Raw genomic sequence first — 24,452 nt, forward strand, 5'->3', positions numbered from 1 at the left:
AAATCACGATCAATCTCTTTTTTAATTAATCGATTGTACATTCCCGGATACTGCATTAATAAAATAGTCCGTTGTTCCACTCACTGTATGAACCACGATATGCCATGCAGGTACAAAAATCAACGGTTCGGCACTCTCATCGCCTACCGTGTTCACGTAGCAAAGCTGAATGGCTTTAATATGAAGCAAATTGTAGCCCACCAAATCGGTTCGATCTGCTAGATAATTGATTGCTTGACTGGCTTCAATCAGATCGACGTGGCTGTGTTTATTTGAGCTCAGCTTCAAATAGCTCTGATGAAAACCAGTGACTTGTTTGTTGCGCACGGTGAAATCAAGCATCTGCGTTTTGTTGCGGCTACTTATAAAGACCGGTCGGCTTTGATACAACTGCACAAACTTCAGCGAACTTTTATCATCCGCGGATTGCCAATAAATATAATCTTGTCCCTGGTATACCTTGGCAAGCAAATTTTTTTGTACATCCTCATTATTGATGTCCCCAAGAGCTAACGGTTTTGCAAAAGTACCCGTCAACTGTTGTCCGTTTTCGTTAACAGTCATTTTCTGTTTCCCAGAAACAATGTCACCCGTTGATAAACCGCTGATCGCCTCTTTTTTTTGCGTAAAATTAATTCGAGTTCCTCTTAGAAACGTCACATCTTTCGGCAATGTGGGCATAACTGTGTCAATTTTATAGTTATATTGTCTTTTTTCATCATGAAGGCCCTCAATACTCTCGTCCTGCTGCCTCATGTACATCTCAAAGACTAGGAAAACATCGAGAAGAAGGAAACAAATGATAAAAATGGACTTTGTTCTGCTCCAATTCATGATGGAGTCTCCTTCCCACTATTGATGCCACGAGCGTTCATAAGCGCACTCGTCACGGAGTACCAACGACCGCCTATCTTATAAAACCAATCCGGTGTCGCTGAAATGGACTGATCAGAATCAGATGTTGGATTTTTCAGCTCATAGCCTATAGTCAAATCTTCAATCTTCTTAACTTGTACATTCGTATTACTGCTCAGTTGATCAAGTATTTCTTTACCAGAGTCGAGTGCAATTCGTCCTTGACCACCTACAGGATTAAGATCAAGCAAGGTTCCTCTATAGTTGCTCAACTCACCGCTCTTCCAGGACAACTCGATCAAGCTCAAGTACCAATTAGGATAGGTCTCTGTATTGAACACCATATAATTACCTAAGGTCATCCGAAATGTAGCCGTGCCATCTCCTCGAGAATTCTTGAGAGAAACACCTTGGTAAATATAATTGTCTGTCCATATTTTAAAATTGTTCATCCACTCAATGCTTCCAATAATCGGATCCTGCTTCTGTCCTGAACTGCTGGTGATGCCCGGATTAACAAATTGGATCACATTATTGGTTCGCTCCATCTGCCGTTCACTATCCGTGTACTCTGTCTTCCCTCTTGATGGAAAGACATTATCCGGATCAGTGAAGAGTATCGGTATGAATTCTTCGAGTGACAAGCGTTGGTAATAGCTGATCTCTGAGTACATATAGGTCTTATTATCCGGCAAATAGACAATCTTACCATTTAACGCTTGACGATCATAAGGATGGAGATTGGTGTCTACATACAACCCCTTCAAGTTATTCATGTTCAGATGGTCCACCGTTGTATACAGCTTGCTTCTTTCATCAGGCGAATAAAAAACTGCGTTCACATTTCGCCCATTAGGTGAGCTGAATACCTCAACACGATCAATGAGCAACTTACTTCTAGTTAATGATTTGTCGTTATCATCAAACGAAAATACTTTACTGAGTGCATCAATCGTGAGCGGTGCCGGAAAGACCAATGTATAATGGGGGTTGTTATTCGTGCCTTGTCCAATCGTATAATTGGTTGATTCACGAAAAATCGATTGGCGAAGCAGCGTATAGACTCTCTGAATCTGATTGGTGCTGTTTTGTCCGAATTCACCATTGCTATTATGTTCCAGCATCAAATTTGGACGAATGACCTCGGGAATATTACGCGCTTGAGCGATGGCAACCCGCTTTGTTGAATTCGGGTTGTAGTTCTCGAAATCCGATTTATAGAATAATATGTTAAAAGTCATCGTAACACTTGCAAGCACAAGAGCGCCAAGCAATATGGATTTGAACACTTCGCGATGCATCTCAATTATCCCTTCTATCTAACGGAAGTACAAAATGGATCGTCGTTCCTCTATTCCAGTCACTTTCCGCCCAAATTTCTCCGCCCTGTGCTTCAATCATCTCTTTGGCAATTGCAAGTCCGAGTCCCGTACCACCCAATTTTCGTGAACGTGCACGATCAACTCTATAGAAACGGTTGAAAATCTTAGGCAGATTTTCCTTTGGAATACCCACTCCTTGGTCACTGATCATCGTCCGGATGTTGCGTCCTCTGCGCGTAATCCGAAAGGTGATCGTTCCGCCTTCTGGAGAGTATTTGATTGCATTCGAGAGAATGTTATCAATCACTTGTGTCAGCTTATCACGGTCAACATTGACATAAAACGATCCCCTTGGAAAATAACGAACAAATTCGATGTTCTGTTTCTTTGACATCTCAAAACGATCCATAATACTTTGACAGAACTCGACATACTCCGTTCGCTCTAAATGAATTTTATAATCTCTGGAATCAAGTCGTGAGAGTTGCAATAAATCATTTACTAACCGAATCATACGCTCGGTTTCACGCTGAGTAACCCCGAGAAATTTGGTTGCCAGAGCAGCGTCTTCCACCGCACCGTCTTGAAGTGCCTCCAGATAACTTTTCATCGTTGTCAACGGCGTGCGCAACTCATGAGAGACATTGGCAACGAATTCTCGACGCTCCATGTCTACTTGTTCCTGTTCCGTCACGTCATGAATGACCGCAATGAGACCATTTGTAATTCCATTGTCCTTTTTCACAACTGAAAAGTTTGCTCTGAGTAGGATTGTTTCATCATCTGTACTAAAATCCAGTACGATCGAGTCCGTTAACTCATAGAGGTCCATAATCTTATGCTCTTTGCGTATTTTCAACAAGTCGAGGATCGAATTGCCGGTCACATCATGGCGGTAGACCCCAAGCAATTGTTCCGCCCGGTTATTCATCAAAATAACATTACCCTTACGATCCGTTGCAATGACGCCATCCGTCATATAGGTGAGTACCGATTTCAATTTACGCCGCTCTGATTCAGTCGTGGCATTCGCCTCGCGTAGCTTCATCGTCATATTGTTAAATGATGTGGCCAGTTGTCCAATTTCATCCGGCTCAGTCATCTGTACTTTTCGCGTAAAATTACCTTGGGAAACAGCAAGAACTTGCCGTTGCATCTGTACAAGCGGTCGAGTAATTGTTCGCGCCAGGAAGAACCCAAGTACAGCAGTCACTAATAAGGCAAATATTGTTGCAGAAGCCAAAATCTGATTAATCTGCTGCAACTGTGCGTAGACACTTTCAAAGCTCTTTTCCACGTAGAGAATACCATAATGCTGATTATCCACTTTAATCGGTGTCGTCACAATATCCACACGTTCACCGCTTTTATGATCGGTTCGTCGATATTTATTCGTCACATTTGATGATAGGTTTTGGATAATCAACCGATTCGTTGTTCGTTTCCCAACAACATCCTCGTGTTTCTCATCGGCGGCGACAATCACCGTATTCTCATCAATAACTTCTACTTCTCTGATGTTGTTATCGAGTTCCATAAGCTGATTTTGGATTTGATCGGTCACATGATTCGGATCATCGACATTGGTATCCCGGGCTTCGCGAATTGCCTCGCCTACATTCCAGGAAATGAGCTGACTCTGGCTTTCTAGTGACTTTTCAAAGCTATCCAAAGTAATCGTTTTAACACGATCAGAAAAATAGACACCAATCAACTGCATGGCGAGCAAGATTAACAGAGTATAGATCAAAACCATTTTAAACTGAATCGATTTAAAAAAACCGACTTTATTCATCACTATTCTCCTGATTTGGTTCTTTCAAATAATAACCGACGCCTCGGCGCGTAATAATCCATGCTGGTCGACTTGGATTATCTTCAATCTTCTCACGTAATCGGCGCACTGTAACATCGACTGTCCGCACATCGCCAAAGTAGTCATAACCCCAAACCGTTTGAAGTAAATTTTCACGAGTCATGACTTGTCCTATATGATCGGCAAGATAGTGCAGCAGCTCAAATTCACGGTGCGTAAGCTCAACCATTTTTCCGCGCTTTGTAACCACGTACGCGTCGAGGTGAATTACCAGATCCCCAATTTCTATATTATTTTCCTGCTTCTTATCTTCTTCGGTGCCTTCCTGCCTGTGCCGCCTTAAGTTCGCTTTAACTCGGGCAATCAATTCACGGTTGCTGAACGGCTTCGTGACATAATCATCTGCTCCCATTTCAAGACCCAGCACTTTATCTATTTCTGAATCTTTCGCTGTCAACATAATGATCGGCATATTATGTGTCTTCCTGACCTCGCGGCATACCTCCATGCCGTCTTTGATCGGTAGCATCACATCGAGCAGAATCATATCCGGATTTTCCTGCTCTACCTTTTCCAGTGCCTCTTCACCGTCATAAGCGCAAACAACCTCATATCCTTCCTTTTCCAAATTAAATTGCAGGATATCCGCAATCGGTTGTTCATCATCGACAACAAGAATTTTATTTTCCATAGGGTAAACCCCCTTCTCAAATCTTGTGATGTATTTCTCATGTATTTTCGTTTATTCAGGTCCTATTTAATGTTCTTCCTAATTAATAAAGAATTGCGTTAATCGTGATGGCTCGATCGATGCGATGACCATGAATTTCTAAAAGGGCTCTCTATAGCATTCGCATCCCCTTAATCATTTCGCTCGTACCCGCACATTTACCTTTTTATTTTAACATAATCATGATGACTGTCCTAATCAAGCGAAAAGGACAAGACCTTCAGAAAGTTCCGAAAGTCTTGTCCTCTAATAAAACATATTCTATTAAGAGCGTACATCGCTTATATTTGACAAAACATGGCTCGAGGCGGAATCGAACCACCGACACGAGGATTTTCAGTCCTCTGCTCTACCGACTGAGCTATCGAGCCATAATAATGGCGGATCCGATCGGATTTGAACCGACGATCTCCTGCGTGACAGGCAGGCATGTTAACCCCTACACCACGGATCCATTGGTTGCGGGGGCAGGATTTGAACCTACGACCTTCGGGTTATGAGCCCGACGAGCTACCAGACTGCTCCACCCCGCGATATTATGCAGTTAAAAACGAAGTACCTTTTTGCGGCACAAGAAACATTTTACCATGATCATTCTATTAACGCAACTGATATTTCATTTTTATGATTTAATGGGTTTGAAAAACTGGGTAAATAACCGCTTAATGCTTCTTTGTGTATCAATTATGCTGCGCATGCTCGCTTACCGCGGGTACACCGGAATCCCCCTCGAAGGCAAAAGTCTGCGGGGTCTTAGCACGCGATCACCAGGAGCGATCCCGCAGGCATCACGCATCTTTGCTGCATTTTTACACACAAAAAAACGTTGCGGCATCATTTATGTGACCACAACGTTTTCCTTAATTGGATTTTTACCGATTATAAACTTAAGCGAATGGACTGCGTACTTCGATCGTTTGTGTTCGATCAGGACCTACCGAAAAGAGCGACAATGCGACTCCGGTTAGTTGTGCAATCCGTTCCATGTAATGACGTGCATTGGCCGGAAGATCAGAAAGGGATTTCGCCTGTGTGATATCCTCAGTCCAACCAGGCATTTCTTCATAAACTGGTTCGCACTCAGCCAAGATATTCAAGCTTGCTGGGAATTCCTCGACCAGCTTGCCGTTATATTTATAAGCCTTACAGATTTTTACCGTTTTAAGTCCGGTAAGTACGTCGACACAGTTCAAAGATAGGTCCGTCAGACCACTGACACGACGTGAGTGACGAACAACGACACTATCGAACCAACCGACACGACGGGCACGTCCAGTAACGGTGCCGTATTCATGACCGACTTCACGAATCTGATCGCCAATAGCGTCATTTAATTCTGTCGGGAAAGGTCCATCACCAACACGTGTTGTATATGCTTTAGCACAACCAACCACATGGTTTATTTTCGTTGGTCCGACACCCGCACCGATGGTTACACCACCGGCTACCGGATTGGATGATGTAACGAATGGGTAGGTTCCTTGATCAATATCAAGCATGCACCCCTGCGCACCTTCAAAGAGAACACGTTTGCCAGAATCAAGTGCGTCATTCAAGACAACGGATGTATCGCAGACCAGCGGTTTGAGGCGTTCTCCATAAGCCAGATATTCATCGTAAATATCATCAATCTGAAAACCTTCACTGTCATACATTCTCTCAAGAAGCCTGTTCTTTTCCTTAAGGTTCTTCTCCAATTTTTCCCGGAAGGTTTTTGGTTCCAAAAGATCGGCCATTCGAATACCGATACGTGCCGCCTTATCCATATAAGCAGGTCCAATACCCTTTTGGGTGGTTCCAATTTTTGACGTTCCTTTACTTTCTTCTTCGAGCATATCCAATTTCAGATGGTAAGGGAGAATGACGTGTGCACGGTTGCTTATACGCAGATTGCTCGTGCTCACACCGCTTTCCTTCATGTAGTCCAGCTCTCTGCACAGTGATTTCGGATTCACAACCATACCGTTGCCAAGGACACAGATTTTTTCTTTATACAAAATACCTGAAGGCATCAAGCGTAATTTATATGTTTTTCCGTTCCAGACGATCGTATGACCAGCATTGTCTCCACCTTGATAACGTGAGACCACTTCCGAGTTTTCCGAAAGGTAGTCGGTAATCTTTCCTTTTCCTTCATCGCCCCACTGTGCGCCAACAACAACAACAGAAGACATTCATTTAGCCCCCTACTTCTACAAATAATATTTTAGTTCACTAAAGCCACTGTTTAGTCTAACAGGTAATGGTTTTAAAAGTCAATGAAGAGACGAACATTCCACAACCAATTTTTATTAACGTTCGGAATCAAGAACCTAGCAGCAGATCATGCTCCTCTTGGTACGTCGTCATCACTGTGTTTCCGATCAATGTTCACGAACTTGCTGTATTCCTTAACAAATGCCAGTTCTACAGTACCCACTGGGCCATTACGCTGCTTCGCAATAATGATTTCAATAATATTCTGTTTTTCACTCTCTTTATTGTAATAGTCGTCACGATAGAGAAACGCAACGACATCGGCATCTTGTTCAATACTTCCTGACTCACGAATATCGCTCATCATCGGCCGCTTATCTTGTCTTGATTCAACACCACGAGACAGCTGTGATAGGGCGATTACCGGTACATCCAATTCTCTAGCCATTGCTTTTAGCGTTCTCGATATTTCCGAAACCTCTTGCTGACGGTTCTCCTGCCTAGTTCCACCACCTGAGCCCATAATCAACTGTAAATAATCGATCATGACCATATCCAGGCCTTTTTCTTGCTTCAACCGTCGGCATTTTGAACGAATGTCGTTCACGCGTATACCTGGCGAATCGTCAATATAGATCCCGGCACGGGAGAGACTCCCCATTGCCATCGTCAATTTTTGCCAATCTTCATCTTCCAGGCTGCCTGTCCGCAGTTTCTGTGCATTAATATTCCCTTCTGCGCATAACATACGCATCGCCAGTTGCTTAGCACCCATTTCAAGACTGAAAATGGCAACATTTGCATCGTTTTTTATTGCTACATTTTGTGCAATATTTAGAGCGAACGCAGTTTTACCAACAGACGGACGTGCGGCAACAATGACCAAATCACTTTTCTGAAAACCAGCGAGCATTCGGTCAAGTTCAAGAAAGCCTGTCGGTGTTCCGGTAACATCATCGTGACGGCTTTGAAGCAGCTCAATATTGTCATAGGTTTCAACTAGGATATCCTTGATTGACTGGAATTCTCCGCTTCGTTTACGTTCAGCAACTTCGAGAATTTGACGTTCAGCATCGTCAAGAATACCTTCCACGCCATCATCACGGGTGTATCCGTCAGAAACAATTTGTGTTGCTGTACGGATAAGACGTCTAAGTGTCGCTTTTTCGGCAACAATAGTACAGTAGTATTCAATATTTGCAGCCGTTGGTGCTGAATTCGCCAGCTCAGCCAAATAGGAGACTCCACCAATTTCTTCAAGACGTTTGGCCGTCTGAAGTGCATTGGTCACAGTCACAACATCAACGGGATCATTACGTTCTGATAAATCCAACATAACAGAAAATATTAATTGGTGACTGGTGCGATAAAAATCTTCAGGGATCAGCAATTCCGAAGCAGTAATGACCGTCGAAGGTTCCAGAAAAACGGCCCCTAGAACGGCCTGCTCCGCCTCCATATTGTGCGGAGGAATCCGATCAGCAAATAAGTCGCTCATGTGGCGCCCCCTTCCTTACGTATGCATTCGTCACTTGCAAGTTGAAAAATGCTTCTTTATTCCTCAGTCACATGCACCTTAACATTGACGGTCACCTGGGGATGTAGCTTCAGCGGCACATCTGTGAAACCAAGTGTTCGGATCGGTTCAGGTAAATCAATTTTGCGTTTATCTATAGAGACATTGGCTTTTTTGAGTGCTTGAGCAATTTGTTTGCTTGTTATAGACCCAAACAGGCGACCGCCCTCACCGGATTTTGCTTTAAGCTCAATTGTCATTTTTTCAATTTTTGCCTTGAGTACTTCCGCTTCTTTATGCTCGTTTTCCTCAATTTCATGCTGTTTCTTCTTTTGCGCTTCCAACTGATTTAAACTTCCTTTATTTGCTTCTACCGCAAATTTTTTAGGAAGGAGATAGTTACGTGCATAGCCTTCTGAGACGTCCTTGATTTCTCCGGATTTTCCCTTTCCTTTAACATCTTTTAAGAAAATTACTTTCATTATGTTAAACCTCCTTCAAGATATTCATCAATTGCATGGTGAACACGCTCGAGTGCTTCTTCAATAGTTGCATCTGCCATCTGAGTCGCTGCGTTATTAAGATGGCCGCCGCCTCCGATACTCTCCATGATCACCTGCACATTCATATCACCAAGTGAACGTGCGCTAACCCCAATAAGTCCATCGGTCCTTTTCCCTATGACAAATGAAGTTCGGATACCCTCAAGCATCAGCATCGTATCCGCGGTCTGTGCAAGCAATACTTGATCATAATTCTGTTTGCTACTACCGACTGCAATTCCGATCGTGTTCTTATAAATTTTTGTCTGACGAATTAATTCTGCACGTTGATTGAACTGATCCAGATCATCACAGAGGAATTTCTGGACTAAGATTGTATCTGCACCATGCGCGCGTAAATAGGACGCCGCATCAAAGGTACGAAATCCGGTTCTGAGTGTAAAATTCTTCGTATCCACTGCAATACCGCCAAGCATTGCGGTGGCTTCAATCAAATCGAGCGGTCGTTCATTAGGTTGGTATTCCAGTAACTCTGTGACCAGCTCGGATGTTGAAGAGGCATAAGGTTCCATATAAACAAGTACCGGATCTTTAATGAATTCCTCTGCCCTTCGATGATGGTCTATAACTACAACACGCGGAACACCGGCAAGCAACGCCGGGTCAACAACAAGCGATGGTCGATGCGTATCGACAATAACTAATAACGTCCTCTTTGTGACTTGATCAACCGCTTGATCCGCAGTAATAAAATTAGACCATAGATTCTTTTGTTTCTTTAGTTCATCCATGAGTTTGGCGACCCCAGAGACATTGTTCGATTGATCCAAGATAATTTTGGCGCTTCGCCCATTGGCATGTGCAATTTTCAATATGCCAATACAGGAACCGATTGAATCAAGGTCAGGTGCCCGATGTCCCATAATCATCACCTGATCACTTTCGAGCATAAGCTCTGATAAGGCATGAGAAATCACACGCGCACGTACTCGTGTCCTTTTCTCCACAGGATTTGATTTTCCACCATAGAATCGGACATCACCATCAGGACGTTTAATTACTGCCTGATCACCACCTCGTCCAAGTCCGAGGTCAAGCGCAGACTGAGCATAGCTTCCCAAGTCCTCCAATGCGGCCGTCCCCGCGCCGACGCCGATACTTAAAGTTAGCGGGATATGACTATGGGGCACCGTGATTTCACGTACTTTGTCCAATACCGAGAAATGTTCTTCCTCAATCGCGTTTAGTAGCCGTTCGTTTAATATGGCAAGAAAACGATCAGATGCTGTACGTCGCAAATAGATGCCATGTTGCGTCGCCCATGTCTTAATAATTGTGGTTGTTTCATTGTTGATCGTGCTGCGCACTTGGTCTTCGATCCCTTGAGTCACTTCATCGTAGTTATCAAGAAAGATTAACGCAAGCACCGTTTTCTCGTTGTAATACTGTTTTTTTATCTCTAATATATCGGTAATATCGGTAAAATAAAGTAAGCGTTCTGAACGTTTCAGCCGTACTCTATATTGTCGATCATTTAATGCAACAATCATTGACTCTTTGTCCGAAGCAACCAATTTTTCTATTGCCTCGGAAATTTCATTCAAAGATCTTCCAATAATCGTCTTCGATTCGCCATCAACGATTTGATTAAGATAAGGGTTTACCCATTCGACATGCTCTGCTTCATCATAGAGTAAAATGCCAATCGGCATATTGAGCAGCACTTCATTGCCAACCTTTTTTAATCGATAAGACAAGCCTGCCACATATTGAATCAATTCTTTATCAAATTGCCGTTCATTGAGCAAGAACCATAATGCGGACAGAGCAAGAAGTAAAAGACCGGCAATCGCCAGCATCCAGTTTAAAAATGCGATAAAAACAAGAAAAAGGAGAAAGAGCAGGCCGATCATACTGAGTAGATCGCTGCGCCACCGATGTTTAAATTGATTCGCCAAAATTATTCAGCTCCTGTGGCCGCATTTGTCTACCTTTATTCTGAAAAAGTAGATACCGATCAAGCAAACATCAACAGAAAATAACAATTTGATTCACTACGATGTTTTCAGTTTCGTTTCTCTGAAATGTCGATTGTTGATTTCCGATGAGCAACTGATTCTATCATGCACGTCTACGCGGCTTCTTATGATTTCTTCTGACTGATACGTTTCCGGAGATTGAAACCCAGGTCAATTATACCCAATATCCATACCAATTGCAGTAGCAAAGCGCCCAGCAGCAAAAACAGTACGGTCAACGTAATCGGTACAATCACCGGGAATTTCTTTTCATGTGCAAAGTAATAGATAAAGCTAAAGCCTTGAATTGCCAGTAACATTTGAAGAATAAAACTAATATTAATTACAGCCGTATTTAACGGTGTCCCATTCTCCATACCTATCTGGCCGATAAACAGAACGACTAGATAGAACCAGATCACGCTTTTTGGTACTTGCCACAACCTAAAGGGTACCCATCGCGGAGTCTCCACCTTAAGACGCTTTAAGATTGGTAAACTAATCAGTTCAACAATTAATGCGTAGAGCACGCCAATCATAATCAATAACGTTGGTGCCAAACGTACAAGAATATCCAATTGACTCTTATAGATACTAACGATCTCGCTTGTATCTTGCTCCACCAACGGTTGAATTTGAGCGATTGTCTGTTGCAGTGAATCATTTAGTGCTGCTTGAGCCGCCGACACAGGATTAAAATGGTAAGCCAGTACCGATATTGCCAAATAAATAATCAATACTGCACTATTTGTCAAACTACCGGCAAGCAAGAGCGCAAATGCAGACTTTTTGAGACGAATCATAAATCCGAGTACAAAACCAAGTATCATAAAAAATAAAGGGAACAATAAATAGAAGGACTGATCAATAATGACGAGAAGGATCAGTCCAAGTCCCATAGTCACTAGTGCATTCTTCCAACCATCCCGCGCCACTACGTACATAATTGGCAGGGGAATAAACCAGGTCGACACGAGTGAAACATAGGGTACAAAGAATGTGAGTGCAATGAGTACATAGAGAACTAGTAGTGCAAGCGCTCCTCTTTTCAGAGCGTTCCGATCAGTCATGTTGACACCTCTCAAAAAGTAGGGAATCGCCGTAAGTTCCACGTTCCCCAAATCATAATCCATTTCTATTTTTTCTGTTGCTCGACAACCTTATTGGACAAGATCTCTTGCATCGTCAAGCAATCATTTTCTAAGAACTTCATAAATTTTATTATAATACAAAAGTTCTTTTCATTGAAAGAGAGATCTTTGGCTTGCAATTTACAAGCGCTCTTCATATAATGAAAATGTTCTATTCAAGAAAAAAGAAAGCGTTTTTATTTTTGCCCCTATGCTTATTAATAACGATATAAGGGTATCTACTTACCCTCCCAAATTATTGACTAATCTATCAACGAGAGTTGGTACCGTGATGAGAACTTTGCTTATTATTATACATTTTTTTTTAAAAGGCGATCCGCTTGCGGATTGCCTTTTCCGTTTCTTGCCTCCGGCAAACAATTTGAGGGGTGTGAATCATTATGACTTATGAAGGACCAAAAGCACTATTTACTGCATGGGTCAGTTTGGTAAGTAACTTGCTTCTTACATTAATAAAAATCATTTTCGGAATGATTTTCCATAGTACTGCGCTTGTCGCTGACGGTGTCCACAATGGTGGTGATGTCATTGCGTCCATTGCGACTATTGGCTCAATGAAGTTGTCCAATCATCCTGCCGATCGTGAACACCCTTACGGACATGGCAAAGCAGAAGATATATCAACAGCCTTTATTTCTATTATCCTTATTCTTGCCGCTTCGTTCTTAACTTATGAAGCAATCAAGGCTTTGTTCGGTCCTGCATCTTCAGTTAGCGTTTGGGCTTTTGGTGCTGCTCTTATATCCGCAGTATGGAAATGGCTTTTATATAGTTACACGAAGAGAGCTGCAGACCGGTATCATAGCAAGAGCTTACACGCAACTGCCGCCGATCATTTAGCGGATATTTATGCTTCTATTGCTGCAGCTCTTGGACTCGGCATCAGTTGGATGGGCAGTATTTTTCAACTTCCCTATACCCATTATGGTGATCCGGTTGCAGGTATTGTCGTCTCGATTCTTATTTTGAGAATCGGTGTGATCATGATGATAAAATCGACAAACGTCCTTATGGAAAGCAGCGTGAATCCAGTAGATCAGGAAAAATACAGCGAGGTGTTTCTCTCATTTCCTGAAGTGAAAAAAATTGATATCTTACGTGCACGGGAACATGGAAACGTTGTGCTCATTGATGCCCAAATTCGTATACCCGCTTCCTTTACGATTCAAAAGGGTGATGATCTAACCGAGGCAATTCGAGCAAAGATCATCCAGCAGTACCCCGATGTAGGAGAAGTATTAATTCATATCAATCCATGGTACAGCGACAGAGAAATCATTGAACCAGATTCTGTTCCGCATTTGGAAAATAAATGACGCGTCCATTCTTTTCGTTTATAGTATTAAGTAATTCTCGATTCTGTTCGAAATAGTAAAAAGAGAGAGAGCATTTCTGAATTTTTTTCTGACATGCTTTCATTTATATCAATAGAGGTGATTTGAATTGGCAGCAAGTTCAGAAATTTACTCCGGTATTTCCTTGTTCGTGGGTAGGGAGGAACTTGGCGTATTCATTCGTGACATTCAAGAGATCATCGAACCCATTCCTATATTATCCGTACCGGTCACTCATCCTTATTTTTCCGGACTCATTTCATTGAGAGGATCTGTTCTTCCTGTCCTTGCACTAAACGCTGTCTTCCACTCATCAGAAAACGCATTTTCGAATAAAGATAGAAAATATGTAATTTGTCAATCGGGCTCAGAATCTTTAGCGATTGACGTGGATGCAGTTGGTGACACTTTTGAATCCGATCAATTGATTGACGCTGATGAACGGTTCACGCAACCATTCATTAACTCAGCAATTGTGCATAATGATAAGACATTACCGCTACTCAACATTTCGGATTTAATCACATTGACTTCTCATTTAAATCAGGAAAAACGAAAAGATAGTGGTTATGTATTGACCGACAACTAAGTCACGAAAAGTAACGGTTGTCCTAATATTTTTTCAAGCGGGAGGAGAAATTTATGGGTATTCATAAATATTTTCAAAGCTTGTCTGACCTGGAGGGCATTTATCGCTGTCCAGGCGTTTTTAAATACCAAGAACATTCGGTCGCCAGCCATTCGTTCAAGGTGGCAACCATTGTACAGTTCCTAGCAACTGTTGAGGAACAAAATGGGCAAACAGTAGATTGGAAAACTGTCTATGAGAAAGCGATCAATCATGACTATTCCGAACTGTTCACCGGCGATATTAAGACACCAGTGAAATATGCACTGCCCAAATTACGGGAGCTCTTTTCTCAGGTTGAAGGGTCAATGACACAGGAATACTTGAACAAAGAGTTTCCTCAGCAATTTAGGCAAGTCTATGAAGGGCGGTTCAAAGAAGGAAAAGACCGGTCTCTCGAGGGAAAGCTTCTTGCCGTCGCCGACAAAATTGATCTTCTTTATGAGGCCTATGGAGAAATCCAGAAAGGGAACCCGGAGCCTTTGTTCTTCCAAATTTACAAAGAAGCACTCACTTCAATTATTCAATTTAAACATTTGGCATCGGTGCATTATTTTATTACAGTGATTCTCAAAGAGATGATTGAGGAAGAATTTACCACGCACACACGAATCAAAAACATAACTGAACAGTTACTTTCTGAAAAAAATGCCCCCTCTTCACCGGAATAAGACTGTGCCCTGTCCAGCTTTTTTTCTTGATTCCTTCTTACATCTCCCCTATGATAAAATAAATGTGTCTGTTTTATGACGAAGGAGTTGCCAAATCATGCGGAAACAAGTGGATGCGCAGGTTGGACAAGATAAGGCGAAAGCGAACAAGCGCTATGTCGTGTCCATTCTTTTTTTTTCTGTGGTTGCTGATGCATTGATCCTTTTGCTTTTTTTTGCACCTTTTATAGGTTACAAAGGACATATCGGATTCGATGTTTATCTGCTCCCGCGTTTGAACGCTCTGTTCAATAGCTTTACCTTTATTTTTCTCATCGCCGGACTGGTTGCAATTAAGAATAAGAAGATTACGATTCACCGTGGATTCATTCTTGCGGCTTTTACATCCACACTGCTGTTCTTATTCTCCTATCTTTCGTTTCACTATCTTGCTCCACCTCCTCATTACGGTGGCGTAGGGATCATTCGGCCGATTTATTTCTTTATTCTTATTACGCATAGTGCCTTAGCTGCGATCGTCGTTCCTTTAGCCCTACTCTCACTTGTATGGGGCTGGACGATGCAAGTAACTAAGCACAAACGAATTGTTCGTTGGACCATGCCGATCTGGCTTTATGTAAGTCTTACTGGAGTTATTGTTTATCTGATGATGGCTCCGTATTATTAATCGTTTAGATGCGAAGCTCCGAGTTTCTCGGGGCTTTTGTTTTACCTTCTAATGGGAACAGTGGGGAAAGAAAAAGTACGGCAAATAACGTCCAGTTATTATTTTGCATCACTATATGCGCTTCGATTGTTTGCTTGGCTCGCGATCAGTAGGAACGCTCCACAGGCGTCTCGCATCTTCGCTTCATTTCACGTAAAAATAGGTTATACTTACTTATCTTTCAAAAAAAGAGGATGTCTCCGTCCCGAGTACCCGGGAGAGAAACATCCTCTTCTTCATCTCTTCATCATTCCGTAGTGTACGGAAGCAAAGCCATCTGACGCGCGCGTTTGATCGCTCTTGTCAGTTGACGTTGGTACTTCGCGCTTGTTCCTGTTACACGACGAGGCAAAATCTTTCCTCGTTCAGAAATAAAGCGTCTCAGCAAATCAACATCCTTATAGTCAATATAAGTAATATGGTTAACGGTAAAGAAACATACTTTACGACGTTTACCACGTGAGCGGCGTACTGCCATTATCGGCACCTCCCTTAATTTTCATTTAACCATTTGAATCAGAACGGCAAATCATCATCCGATATATCAATCGGTTTGCTGTCATTTGCGAAAGGATCATCGAAAGAAGGAGTGCCTTGGCTTTGACCTTGGCCATTGCTTTGGCGATTGGCCGGAGCATAACCGCCACGCTGATCTGATGGCGACGGTGCAGTTGACGCAAAGCTACCACTGTCCGTGTTTCTTGAACCTTTAGGCTCAAGGAACTGTACACTGTCAGCAACAACTTCCGTAATATACACTCGACGACCTTCGTTATTTTCATAACTGCGTGTCTGAATGCGGCCATCAACTCCGGCAAGATTTCCCTTTTGCAGGAAATTTGCTGCGTTTTCAGCCTGTCTTCTCCAGACAACAACCGGTATGAAGTCAGCATCTCGTTCACCCTGTTGGTTCGAAAATGGACGATTGACTGCGATCGTAAAACTTGTCACAGCAACACCATTCGGCGTGTACCTTAATTCAGGATTTTTTGTCAGCCGGCCAACCAAAACAACGCGATTGATCATCAAGACCAGTCCCCTTTCTTATTCAATCAATTATTTCGCTTCTTCAGGCTTGCGTTCGTCTTGAATCGTCATGAAACGAAGCACGTCTTCATTGATCTTAACAAGACGATCAAATTCGTTGATGGCTTCGCTACCGGCGGTTACGTACAGAACGACATAGACACCAGCATTCAAATCATTGATTTCATAGGCTAGGCGACGTTTGCCCATTTCCTTGACTTCATTGATTTCGGCGCCATTGTCCGTCAGAATAGAAGCCAGTTTTTCCTTAACGGCTTTTTCCTGTTCTTCTTCCAGATCCGGACGGAGAATGTACATAATTTCATATTTGCGCACGAGGTTCACCTCCCCTTGGACTAAGCGGCTCCAAAAATGGAGCAGAGAGCAATTTTACTCACTCATAGATCAATATCATAGCATAAATCGTTTAGTGGTTCAAGTTATTTTTGAATTAATGTATGTGTTTCGTTTTTCTCGACTTGAGCTTTCGGTACTCGTTTGCTGCGGGCGATCCCGCAGACGTCTCGCACCACGGCTTCCTAATCCCAATCAAACGTTGAATCGGAAGTTAACAATGTCGCCATCCTGCATCACGTAATCTTTACCTTCTAGACGCAGTCGTCCCATTTCTTTTGCTGCGCTTTCCGATCCTGCAGCAATAAGATCATCATAGGAGACAATTTCGGCACGAATAAACCCTCGTTCAAAATCCGAATGGATGATGCCTGCAGCCTGGGGAGCTTTCGTACCTTTTCTGTATGTCCAGGCGCGTACTTCCTTTTCTCCTGCAGTAAAATAGGTTTCGAGTCCGAGTAAATCGTAGGATTTGGCGATCAAACGATCCAGGCCAGATGAATCCAGGCCCAGTTCCTCAAGAAATACTGCTTTTTCTTCTCCATCCAGTTCAGCAATTTCAGATTCAATACGTGCTGAGATGACAACAACTTCAGCACCGTCCTTTTCAGCGAATGCCTTGACCTCTTGAACAAACGGATTATCATCCGGATTCGCAACATCATCCTCTGAAGTATTGGCAACATAGAGCACCGGTTTTTTCGTTAGAAAATTAAATGGTTTAATTGCTAACTCCTCATCTTCAGTTAGGGAGACATGTCTTGCTGGTTTGCCCTCTTCAAATGCCTCTTTTAACTTTTGTAACGCTGAAAACTCAACAATCGACGCCTTGTCTTTTTGCTTCGCCAACTTCTCAACACGATCAATCCGCTTATTGACCTGTTCCATATCTGCAAGTACCAGTTCTAGATTAATCGTTTCAATGTCATCAATCGGATCAATTTTCCCTGACACGTGTGTAATGTTCTTATCCTCAAAGCAACGTACAACGTGAGAAATTGCATCAACTTGACGAATATTGGCAAGGAATTGATTTCCTAATCCCTCACCTTTGCTTGCGCCCTTTACAAGCCCTGCAATATCGGTAAATTCGAATGTTGTCGGGATTGTTTTCTTTGGGTGGTACATTTCAGTTAATTGATCGAGTCGTTTATCCGGCACACTGACAATACCGACATTAGGCTCAATGGTGCAGAATGGATAATTTGCCATTTCTGCACCCGCTTGTGTAATTGCATTAAACAATGTCGATTTTCCAACATTGGGCAAACCAACAATTCCTGTTGTCAAACTCATTTCTGCTTCAGCTCCCTGGGTTCCTCTTCCAATGCTTTTCCCATCACTATTCGTTACTTGTACGATCGTTCATATCACCGCTACATGGCGACTTATTCACCATTTTCAGCATCCGACCCGTGTTCAAGAATTTTCTTGATCTTCCGTTGAAATTCACTCCTCGGCATCAGAACGCTGTGACTACAACCGAGACACTTAATGCGGATATCCGCGCCCATACGAATGATTTTCCATTTATTTTCACCACATGGATGAGCTTTCTTCATCTCAACAACATCATTCAAATCAAAGTGGATACGGGGATTAGACATCGTCTTTCCTCCTTAGTGGCGCATGTGTTGCGTGTACATGTAATTCTTAATCACACTTTTATTAGAATGCAATTTTTTCTTTAATAAACGCAGAAAGTTCACTGATCGGCAGTCGCACTTGATCCATCGTATCACGATCTCTAACAGTGACTTTACCATCTTCCTTAGAATCAAAGTCATAGGTGATGCAGAACGGTGTTCCGATCTCATCCTGTCGGCGATAACGTTTGCCAATTGATCCTGTTTCATCAAAGTCAACCATATAATCCTTGGCCAGTTCTTGGTAAATAGCCATTGCCTCTTCACTCAACTTCTTCGACAGTGGAAGAATACTTGCTTTATATGGTGCGAGTGCTGGATGAAAATGAAGTACGGTACGTGTATCTTTTTCGCTAATCTCTTGCTCCTCAAAGGCATCTGCAAGAAAAGCAAGTGTCACACGGTCGGCGCCTAATGATGGTTCAATGACATAAGGAATATAGCGTTCATTATTATTTTGATCAATGTATTGAAGATCTTGGCCGGATACTTCCATATGACGGCGCAAATCATAATCTGTACGTGAGGAGAGACTCGATAATTCGCCCCAACCAAATGGGAATAGATATTCAATGTCGGTCGTTGCATTACTGTAATGCGGGAGTTCTTCCTTTTCATGATCGCGCAAACGCAAATTTTCTTCTTTTACATTTAAGGATTTTAACCATTCATAGCCAAATGTGCGCCAATATTGGAACCATTTCTCATCGTCACCTGGCTTGCAGAAGAACTCCAATTCCAGTTGTTCAAACTCTCTTGTTCTGAATGTAAAGTTTCCTGGCGTAATTTCATTTCTGAACGATTTACCAACCTGGCCAATACCAAATGGAATCTTCTTGCGCATCGTACGCTGCACATTCTTAAAATTAACGAAAATACCTTGTGCCGTTTCAGGGCGAAGATAAATCTCATCCTTCGCTGTTTCAGTTACTCCTTGATACGTCTTGAACATCAAGTTGAACTGACGAATGGATGTGAAATCATGTTCACCACATTCCGGACATGAAATATGATGTGATTCAATCAGTTGTTCCATCGTTTCAAAATTTAATCCATCAACCGGTCCCGGAAGTTCAGTCTGAGGAATATTGCTTTCAATGAGTTTATCTGCACGAAAACGAGAGTTACACTTTTTGCAGTCAATCATTGGATCGTTAAAATTTGTAATATGTCCGGAAGCTTCCCAAGTCTTCGGATTCATAAGAATAGCTGCATCAAGGCCCACATTATAAGGCGATTCCTGAACAAATTTCTTCCACCATGCTTTTTTTACATTATTCTTTAGTTCTACACCGATTGGGCCGTAATCCCATGTGTTCGCAAGCCCACCATAGATTTCTGATCCTGGAAAGATAAAGCCTCGCTGCTTCGCTAGATTTACAATTTGCTCCATTGTTTTACTCATCTGCAATGACTCCTTTATCGAAATAAAATAAGCTTTCATCCTTAGGCTCTTGCCTAGGGACGAAAGCTTTAGTATGCTCACGCGGTTCCACCCTAATTGGTACAGATCACTGTACCCACTTTAGTACGCTGTGGCTCTGGAATGCCTTCCTCAAATGCTGCAATCAGGCTCTCACTATCCCCGAATCGCTACCTGCAGCTACAATGAGTACTCCTTTCCATCATTGCCTACCTATAAATAGTTCCTGCTTATTTTCTGATACATAGTATATCCTATTTCTAGTAAAAAAGACAGATTTTTAATTAAGTCTACACAAAATCTTTTCTATCCCTTGCCTGTATAAAAAATTCGTTTTCCTCATATACTGTTTGTAGTTTGGAGGCGCGAATCTATGAATCTAAAAGTTGATCGAACGCAAGAACAACGGTTGGGAACACCGATTCACTATCAAGATCACAGTAGACATCATTCACTCGTTCAAGCCATTCGTCGACTATTGCCTGAGATGAACACAGCACCCATAGTCGTTGTTTGCATTGGAACAGATCGTTCCACTGGGGATGCCTTAGGTCCACTCGTTGGTTCCTATCTTGAAGGTCGCCATTTACCTGATACTTATATTTATGGAACGCTTGAAAAGCCGGTACACGCGGTCAATTTAAATGAAACCATCGCATTGATTCACGCTTCCTATAAAGATCCTTTTATTATTGGTATTGATGCTTGTCTTGGCAAGCAGCAAAATATTGGGAATATTACCGTTTCTGAAGGTCCTGTATTTCCTGGTGCAGGTGTAAAAAAACAGCTGGTTCCTGTTGGCGATATCAACATTACAGGGGTCGTCAATATTAGTGGATTCATGGAGTACTCTGTCCTTCAAAATACACGGCTTAACCTTGTCATGAATTTATCACGGGTGATCGGTCAAAGTCTCAGTCTGGCTCTCGTTTCAAGGAAACGTAGCCGTTTTCTTTCAAAACTCTTACTGATGGATTAAACGTTCATGATGCCTGATTTTGATGATGCGTCAGTTGCTCGCATCAGCTAGGACAGCCGCTGGGACTCACTTGGCTCGCGACTTCCGCAGAAGTCTCGTACCTATGCATTTGGTTCATAACCTCTTGCTTTTGAAAGCATATACTTTCTTTACTGTAAAAAAAGGCCGGCATCATAGCCGCCCTTCCATGATTTCAATTAACCGATATAAATCTTCCGACGAATAGTAGTCAAGCTCAATCTTTCCTTTTCCTTTGTTTACACCTGGCTTTATCTTTACAGAAGTACCGTATCTTTCACGCAAGCTATACACTCGATCTTTTAATTCAGGCGACATCACCCATTGTTTCTTATTGGATGTTTCACGTGGAACATTATTGTTAAGCTTCTGAATCAATGTCTCAAGTTGGCGAACATTCATTTGTTCCTTTAATACCTTATTAACCACAAGTGGCATTTGTTTCTTATCTTTTAACCCTAACAGTGCACGTCCATGCCCCATCGATAGTTTTCCTTGTTCAATAAGTGCAGTGACTTTTGAATCCAGTTGAAGTAATCGCAGATGATTCGTAATATGTGGCCTACTCTTGCCTAACTTTTTTGCAAGTTCTTCTTGAGTCATGTGTAAACCCTTCATCAGCTTCTTATACGCAACGGCTTCATCAATTGGATTCAAATTTTCACGTTGAAGATTCTCGATTAACGCGATCTGCATCATTTCTTCATCAGAAAGTTCTTTGATCACAACAGGAACCGTGGTCAGATCAGTTTGCTTCGCTGCCCGAAATCGACGTTCACCAGCTACGATATCATAGCCCTTAATACTTTTTCGTACGATAAGCGGTTGGATGATTCCGTGCGCACGAATTGATGTGGCGAGTTCTTCCAATCCTTGTTCATCAAACTTTTTTCTCGGTTGATAGGGATTTGGGCGCAAATCAGTCAGCTTCACATGTTCAACAGCGTTATCCAGTTCTTCAGTAAATGCTGTAGGAAAAAAAGCATTTAACCCTTTCCCCAACGCTTTAGTCATTCGTGATCACTTCCTTTGCGAAATCAAGATAAACCTCAGCACCTTTGGACCTGGAATCATAGATGATAATCGGTTGTCCATGGCTTGGTGCTTCGCTTAAACGAACGTTTCGAGGAATGATGGTTTTAAATACCCGATCTTGAAAATATTTTTTCACCTCTTGGATCACCTGTAGGCCAAGATTTGTTCGTGCATCAAGCATCGTCAATAAGACACCCTCAATAGCTAAATGGTGATTTAAATGCTTTTGAACAAGTCGGACCGTATTGAGCAACTGGCTTAGTCCTTCAAGGGCATAGTACTCACACTGAACAGGTATGATAACCGCATCTGCCGCAGTTAATGCATTAATTGTTAAAAGTCCCAGTGATGGAGGACAATCTATGATTATATAATCATATGTATCTTTTATTTTTTCCAAGGCGCGTTTCAATCGAACTTCTCTTGAAATCGTTGACACTAGTTCAATTTCAGCACCTGCTAGTTGAATTGCTGATGGGACAACATCAAGATTTTCAATTGCTGAACGATGAATGACCTTTGAGATCTCAACTTCGTCCACGAGAACATCATAGACGCACTCATCTACCTCACCTTTGTCCACACCAGAACCGCTTGTCGCATTTCCTTGTGGATCAACATCGACTAATAAAACTTTACAGCCCAGTGACGCCATACATGCACTGAGGTTCACTGCGGTTGTTGTCTTGCCGACCCCACCCTTTTGGTTTGCGACTGCTAATGTCTTGCTCACACTTCCACCTACTCTCAATCTTCAATCGCTATAGTCCATTTTAGCATGAATTGATTGGAACAGGACATTGTAACTTTAATTTAAAAACAAAAAAAAGAACCATCATCGATGGTTTCAGTTTTTTGTTCGTGTTATTTATGCTTTGGAATACGGATCGTGAACTGATAATAGTCGCCCATATCTTCTTCGTTTGTATCAATATCAAGCCCGGAATCAGTAACCATATGAACCGATTGCCTTATGGTATTTACCGCAATGCGCGTATCTCTGCTTAATGAGAAGCGTCTTGCTTTTTTCGTCTCTTCTGTCTTTTCTTCCTTGCTTTTTTCTAGACAGCGTCTTACACGATTTTCTGTTTGCTTTACATTTAGTTGTTTCTCAATAATTTCAGTAAGCAATTTCTCCTGAAGATCAGGATCCTTAAGAATAATGAGTGCTCGAGCATGCCGTTCTGTAATTTTCTTTTCAAGAATGGCACTTTGTACGGAGGTTGGTAATTTTAGCAGTCGAAGTTTATTCGCAATTGTTGACTGCCCTTTCCCTAGTTTTTCAGCCAGGCTTTCCTGCGTCAATCCATGGATATCAATCAGTCGCTCATAGGCCATTGCTTCTTCAATAGCTGTTAATTCTTCGCGTTGTAAATTCTCGATCAAGGCGATTGATGCAGACTGATCATCGTCTAGTGGTTTAATAATTGCCGGAATGGTTTTCCATCCTAAAATAGAAACCGCACGCCAACGACGTTCACCGGCAATGATTTCATACTTGTCCCCTAGTGGTCTGAGTACAATGGGTTGAATAACCCCGTGCTCATCAATCGTTGCAGCCAATTCTTGGAGCTTTTCTTCATCGAATACGGATCGTGGTTGATATTGATTAGGTGTAATTAATGAAACGTCAATTTCCTGAACCCGACCCAGTTCAACATCCTGTGCGGCTGCTGCTTCCTCACCATGATTAAATATTTTTGAAAAATGATTTTTCATGTTCGCGCCACCACCTTTTACTCTCTGCCTTGTTATATTCTCCTAACAACTCGTGATTCCTTCCATAATGTTCCACGTGAAACACTTAGAGAGGATTTTTCGCTGGAACTCCTGGCTTTCTTGGATATTTACCTGGAGTGGATGATGTTTTATTAATGCACACCAAGACCCTTTTCCCGGATTCTTCTGGAAGATCCAAAGCAACGGATTGACCAAACGTTCCACCCAGTTGATGAATCGCATGATCCGCTTGCTGTACTTCATCTTCTGCATTCATACCTTTCAATGCAATAAATGAACCGCCTTGCCGAACGAGCGGCAAACAGTATTCAGTAAGCACGGACAACTTTGCGACAGCTCGCGCCGTAACAAGATCAAATTGTTCACGCATGTCGGACTTATGTGCAAATGTCTCGGCCCGATCGTGGCAAAGTGTGACATGATCCAAAGCTAAGCTGTCAACCACAGTCTGTAAAAAAGCCAATCTCTTCTTCAACGAATCAACGATTGTCAGTTTTAATTCAGGAAAGAGTATTTTGAGTGGTATACCTGGAAAACCAGCACCAGAGCCAACATCGCAGAGTGTCCGTATGTCACGGAAAGAAAAATAGAAAACCGGTGTCAGGGAATCAAAGAAATGTTTGATCGCTACTTCCTTTTCATCCGTTATTGCGGTCAAATTCATTTTCTCGTTCCACTCAATCAGCAACTCAAAATATCGCTGAAATTGCTGGCTTTGCACTGCACTTAACTGTATCTCATTATCCTGTAATAATTCTTCAAGTAATTTCATAATTGCCTCCCGC

General features: G+C 42.2%; 24 protein-coding genes and 3 tRNA genes. 5 read left to right on the forward strand and 22 right to left on the reverse strand.

What is annotated here, in order from left to right:
* Nucleotides 1–21: 21 nt before the first annotated feature.
* From NIE32_RS03825 to NIE32_RS03880, 12 genes are all read right to left on the reverse strand, one after another.
* Nucleotides 22–834: a two-component system regulatory protein YycI gene (locus NIE32_RS03825; RefSeq protein ID WP_253053184.1), complete on the reverse strand. Its 813-nt coding sequence runs from the start codon at nucleotides 832–834 to the stop codon at nucleotides 22–24.
* On the reverse strand, nucleotides 831–2,156 hold the full coding sequence (locus NIE32_RS03830; RefSeq protein ID WP_253053186.1) for a YycH family regulatory protein: 1,326 nt from the start codon (nucleotides 2,154–2,156) through the stop codon (nucleotides 831–833). The genes NIE32_RS03825 and NIE32_RS03830 overlap by 4 nt, the downstream gene beginning before the upstream one ends.
* A gap of 1 nt (nucleotide 2,157) precedes the next feature.
* Complete coding sequence (gene walK, locus NIE32_RS03835) at nucleotides 2,158–3,972, reverse strand: cell wall metabolism sensor histidine kinase WalK (RefSeq protein WP_253053188.1); 1,815 nt, start codon at nucleotides 3,970–3,972, stop codon at nucleotides 2,158–2,160.
* Nucleotides 3,965–4,684 carry a response regulator YycF gene (yycF, locus tag NIE32_RS03840; protein ID WP_253053190.1) on the reverse strand — a complete coding sequence of 240 codons (720 nt, stop codon included), beginning with the start codon at nucleotides 4,682–4,684 and terminating at the stop codon, nucleotides 3,965–3,967. The genes walK and yycF overlap by 8 nt, the downstream gene beginning before the upstream one ends.
* 337 nt (nucleotides 4,685–5,021) lie before the next feature.
* Nucleotides 5,022–5,094 (reverse strand) — tRNA-Phe (locus NIE32_RS03845).
* Between the two features lie 7 nt (nucleotides 5,095–5,101).
* Nucleotides 5,102–5,177, reverse strand: a tRNA-Asp gene (locus tag NIE32_RS03850).
* Between the two features lie 2 nt (nucleotides 5,178–5,179).
* Nucleotides 5,180–5,256 (reverse strand) — tRNA-Met (locus NIE32_RS03855).
* Nucleotides 5,257–5,610: 354 nt separating this feature from the next.
* Nucleotides 5,611–6,897, reverse strand: a complete 1,287-nt coding sequence (locus NIE32_RS03860) for an adenylosuccinate synthase (RefSeq protein WP_253053192.1) — start codon at nucleotides 6,895–6,897, stop codon at nucleotides 5,611–5,613.
* A 149-nt stretch (nucleotides 6,898–7,046) separates the two neighbouring features.
* Nucleotides 7,047–8,417 carry a replicative DNA helicase gene (dnaB, locus tag NIE32_RS03865; RefSeq protein ID WP_253053194.1) on the reverse strand — a complete coding sequence of 457 codons (1,371 nt, stop codon included), beginning with the start codon at nucleotides 8,415–8,417 and terminating at the stop codon, nucleotides 7,047–7,049.
* A gap of 56 nt (nucleotides 8,418–8,473) precedes the next feature.
* Nucleotides 8,474–8,917 carry a 50S ribosomal protein L9 gene (gene rplI, locus NIE32_RS03870; RefSeq protein WP_253053196.1) on the reverse strand — a complete coding sequence of 148 codons (444 nt, stop codon included), beginning with the start codon at nucleotides 8,915–8,917 and terminating at the stop codon, nucleotides 8,474–8,476.
* The gene (locus tag NIE32_RS03875) at nucleotides 8,917–10,896 is read right to left on the reverse strand and encodes a DHH family phosphoesterase (RefSeq protein ID WP_253053198.1); all 1,980 of its coding nucleotides are present in this window, start codon (nucleotides 10,894–10,896) and stop codon (nucleotides 8,917–8,919) included. The genes rplI and NIE32_RS03875 overlap by 1 nt, the downstream gene beginning before the upstream one ends.
* Nucleotides 10,897–11,081: 185 nt before the next feature.
* The gene (locus tag NIE32_RS03880) at nucleotides 11,082–12,026 is read right to left on the reverse strand and encodes a YybS family protein (protein WP_253053200.1); all 945 of its coding nucleotides are present in this window, start codon (nucleotides 12,024–12,026) and stop codon (nucleotides 11,082–11,084) included.
* Nucleotides 12,027–12,487: 461 nt separating this feature from the next.
* On the opposite strand from NIE32_RS03880, the gene NIE32_RS03885 reads away from it, so the two are divergent.
* The 4 genes from NIE32_RS03885 (at nucleotide 12,488) to NIE32_RS03900 (ending at nucleotide 15,407) form a co-directional block, all read left to right on the forward strand.
* On the forward strand, nucleotides 12,488–13,423 hold the full coding sequence (locus tag NIE32_RS03885; RefSeq protein WP_253053202.1) for a cation diffusion facilitator family transporter: 936 nt from the start codon (nucleotides 12,488–12,490) through the stop codon (nucleotides 13,421–13,423).
* A 127-nt stretch (nucleotides 13,424–13,550) separates the two neighbouring features.
* Complete coding sequence (locus tag NIE32_RS03890; protein WP_253053204.1) at nucleotides 13,551–14,030, forward strand: chemotaxis protein CheW; 480 nt, start codon at nucleotides 13,551–13,553, stop codon at nucleotides 14,028–14,030.
* Nucleotides 14,031–14,083: 53 nt separating this feature from the next.
* Complete coding sequence (locus NIE32_RS03895; protein WP_253053206.1) at nucleotides 14,084–14,740, forward strand: HD domain-containing protein; 657 nt, start codon at nucleotides 14,084–14,086, stop codon at nucleotides 14,738–14,740.
* Nucleotides 14,741–14,837: 97 nt separating this feature from the next.
* Nucleotides 14,838–15,407 carry a DUF420 domain-containing protein gene (locus tag NIE32_RS03900; protein ID WP_253053208.1) on the forward strand — a complete coding sequence of 190 codons (570 nt, stop codon included), beginning with the start codon at nucleotides 14,838–14,840 and terminating at the stop codon, nucleotides 15,405–15,407.
* A gap of 286 nt (nucleotides 15,408–15,693) precedes the next feature.
* On the opposite strand, the gene rpsR is transcribed toward NIE32_RS03900, so the two are convergent.
* From rpsR to NIE32_RS03930, 6 genes are all read right to left on the reverse strand, one after another.
* On the reverse strand, nucleotides 15,694–15,924 hold the full coding sequence (gene rpsR / locus NIE32_RS03905) for a 30S ribosomal protein S18 (protein WP_028978122.1): 231 nt from the start codon (nucleotides 15,922–15,924) through the stop codon (nucleotides 15,694–15,696).
* A 38-nt stretch (nucleotides 15,925–15,962) separates the two neighbouring features.
* Nucleotides 15,963–16,472 (reverse strand): single-stranded DNA-binding protein, encoded by a 510-nt coding sequence (ssb, locus tag NIE32_RS03910; protein ID WP_253053296.1) that lies wholly within the window; start codon nucleotides 16,470–16,472, stop codon nucleotides 15,963–15,965.
* Between the two features lie 30 nt (nucleotides 16,473–16,502).
* The gene (gene rpsF / locus NIE32_RS03915; RefSeq protein ID WP_253053210.1) at nucleotides 16,503–16,808 is read right to left on the reverse strand and encodes a 30S ribosomal protein S6; all 306 of its coding nucleotides are present in this window, start codon (nucleotides 16,806–16,808) and stop codon (nucleotides 16,503–16,505) included.
* A gap of 213 nt (nucleotides 16,809–17,021) precedes the next feature.
* On the reverse strand, nucleotides 17,022–18,122 hold the full coding sequence (gene ychF / locus NIE32_RS03920; RefSeq protein WP_253053212.1) for a redox-regulated ATPase YchF: 1,101 nt from the start codon (nucleotides 18,120–18,122) through the stop codon (nucleotides 17,022–17,024).
* A 92-nt stretch (nucleotides 18,123–18,214) separates the two neighbouring features.
* Nucleotides 18,215–18,433 carry a DUF951 domain-containing protein gene (locus NIE32_RS03925; RefSeq protein ID WP_253053214.1) on the reverse strand — a complete coding sequence of 73 codons (219 nt, stop codon included), beginning with the start codon at nucleotides 18,431–18,433 and terminating at the stop codon, nucleotides 18,215–18,217.
* Between the two features lie 61 nt (nucleotides 18,434–18,494).
* Entirely contained in the window at nucleotides 18,495–19,877 is a 1,383-nt protein-coding gene (locus NIE32_RS03930; protein WP_253053216.1) for a glycine--tRNA ligase, read from the reverse strand.
* A gap of 391 nt (nucleotides 19,878–20,268) precedes the next feature.
* On the opposite strand from NIE32_RS03930, the gene yyaC reads away from it, so the two are divergent.
* The gene (yyaC, locus tag NIE32_RS03935) at nucleotides 20,269–20,874 is read left to right on the forward strand and encodes a spore protease YyaC (RefSeq protein WP_253053218.1); all 606 of its coding nucleotides are present in this window, start codon (nucleotides 20,269–20,271) and stop codon (nucleotides 20,872–20,874) included.
* A gap of 171 nt (nucleotides 20,875–21,045) precedes the next feature.
* On the opposite strand, the gene NIE32_RS03940 is transcribed toward yyaC, so the two are convergent.
* The 4 genes from NIE32_RS03940 to rsmG form a co-directional block, all read right to left on the reverse strand.
* Entirely contained in the window at nucleotides 21,046–21,906 is an 861-nt protein-coding gene (locus tag NIE32_RS03940; RefSeq protein ID WP_253053220.1) for a ParB/RepB/Spo0J family partition protein, read from the reverse strand.
* Nucleotides 21,899–22,660 carry a ParA family protein gene (locus NIE32_RS03945; RefSeq protein ID WP_253053222.1) on the reverse strand — a complete coding sequence of 254 codons (762 nt, stop codon included), beginning with the start codon at nucleotides 22,658–22,660 and terminating at the stop codon, nucleotides 21,899–21,901. The genes NIE32_RS03940 and NIE32_RS03945 overlap by 8 nt, the downstream gene beginning before the upstream one ends.
* Nucleotides 22,661–22,791: 131 nt before the next feature.
* On the reverse strand, nucleotides 22,792–23,646 hold the full coding sequence (gene noc, locus NIE32_RS03950; protein WP_253053224.1) for a nucleoid occlusion protein: 855 nt from the start codon (nucleotides 23,644–23,646) through the stop codon (nucleotides 22,792–22,794).
* Nucleotides 23,647–23,731: 85 nt separating this feature from the next.
* Complete coding sequence (gene rsmG / locus NIE32_RS03955) at nucleotides 23,732–24,439, reverse strand: 16S rRNA (guanine(527)-N(7))-methyltransferase RsmG (RefSeq protein ID WP_253053226.1); 708 nt, start codon at nucleotides 24,437–24,439, stop codon at nucleotides 23,732–23,734.
* Nucleotides 24,440–24,452 lie beyond the last annotated feature (13 nt).

Origin of the sequence: Sporolactobacillus kofuensis, from assembly GCF_024125425.1 — a bacterium.
Taxonomy (GTDB): Bacteria; Bacillota; Bacilli; order Bacillales; family Sporolactobacillaceae; genus Sporolactobacillus; species Sporolactobacillus kofuensis.

What these genes read in the sequence shown, in the direction of transcription:
- NIE32_RS03825 (WP_253053184.1), bottom strand. Translation starts at nt 834, where the DNA reads ATGAATTGGAGCAGAACAAAGTCCATTTTTATCATTTGTTTCCTTCTT.
- NIE32_RS03830 (WP_253053186.1), bottom strand. Translation starts at nt 2,156, where the DNA reads ATGCATCGCGAAGTGTTCAAATCCATATTGCTTGGCGCTCTTGTGCTT.
- walK (WP_253053188.1), bottom strand. Translation starts at nt 3,972, where the DNA reads ATGAATAAAGTCGGTTTTTTTAAATCGATTCAGTTTAAAATGGTTTTG.
- yycF (WP_253053190.1), bottom strand. Translation starts at nt 4,684, where the DNA reads ATGGAAAATAAAATTCTTGTTGTCGATGATGAACAACCGATTGCGGAT.
- NIE32_RS03860 (WP_253053192.1), bottom strand. Translation starts at nt 6,897, where the DNA reads ATGTCTTCTGTTGTTGTTGTTGGCGCACAGTGGGGCGATGAAGGAAAA.
- dnaB (WP_253053194.1), bottom strand. Translation starts at nt 8,417, where the DNA reads ATGAGCGACTTATTTGCTGATCGGATTCCTCCGCACAATATGGAGGCG.
- rplI (WP_253053196.1), bottom strand. Translation starts at nt 8,917, where the DNA reads ATGAAAGTAATTTTCTTAAAAGATGTTAAAGGAAAGGGAAAATCCGGA.
- NIE32_RS03880 (WP_253053200.1), bottom strand. Translation starts at nt 12,026, where the DNA reads ATGACTGATCGGAACGCTCTGAAAAGAGGAGCGCTTGCACTACTAGTT.
- NIE32_RS03885 (WP_253053202.1), top strand. Translation starts at nt 12,488, where the DNA reads ATGACTTATGAAGGACCAAAAGCACTATTTACTGCATGGGTCAGTTTG.
- NIE32_RS03895 (WP_253053206.1), top strand. Translation starts at nt 14,084, where the DNA reads ATGGGTATTCATAAATATTTTCAAAGCTTGTCTGACCTGGAGGGCATT.
- NIE32_RS03900 (WP_253053208.1), top strand. Translation starts at nt 14,838, where the DNA reads ATGCGGAAACAAGTGGATGCGCAGGTTGGACAAGATAAGGCGAAAGCG.
- rpsR (WP_028978122.1), bottom strand. Translation starts at nt 15,924, where the DNA reads ATGGCAGTACGCCGCTCACGTGGTAAACGTCGTAAAGTATGTTTCTTT.
- ssb (WP_253053296.1), bottom strand. Translation starts at nt 16,472, where the DNA reads ATGATCAATCGCGTTGTTTTGGTTGGCCGGCTGACAAAAAATCCTGAA.
- ychF (WP_253053212.1), bottom strand. Translation starts at nt 18,122, where the DNA reads ATGAGTTTGACAACAGGAATTGTTGGTTTGCCCAATGTTGGAAAATCG.
- NIE32_RS03925 (WP_253053214.1), bottom strand. Translation starts at nt 18,433, where the DNA reads ATGTCTAATCCCCGTATCCACTTTGATTTGAATGATGTTGTTGAGATG.
- NIE32_RS03930 (WP_253053216.1), bottom strand. Translation starts at nt 19,877, where the DNA reads ATGAGTAAAACAATGGAGCAAATTGTAAATCTAGCGAAGCAGCGAGGC.
- yyaC (WP_253053218.1), top strand. Translation starts at nt 20,269, where the DNA reads ATGAATCTAAAAGTTGATCGAACGCAAGAACAACGGTTGGGAACACCG.
- NIE32_RS03940 (WP_253053220.1), bottom strand. Translation starts at nt 21,906, where the DNA reads ATGACTAAAGCGTTGGGGAAAGGGTTAAATGCTTTTTTTCCTACAGCA.
- noc (WP_253053224.1), bottom strand. Translation starts at nt 23,646, where the DNA reads ATGAAAAATCATTTTTCAAAAATATTTAATCATGGTGAGGAAGCAGCA.
- rsmG (WP_253053226.1), bottom strand. Translation starts at nt 24,439, where the DNA reads ATGAAATTACTTGAAGAATTATTACAGGATAATGAGATACAGTTAAGT.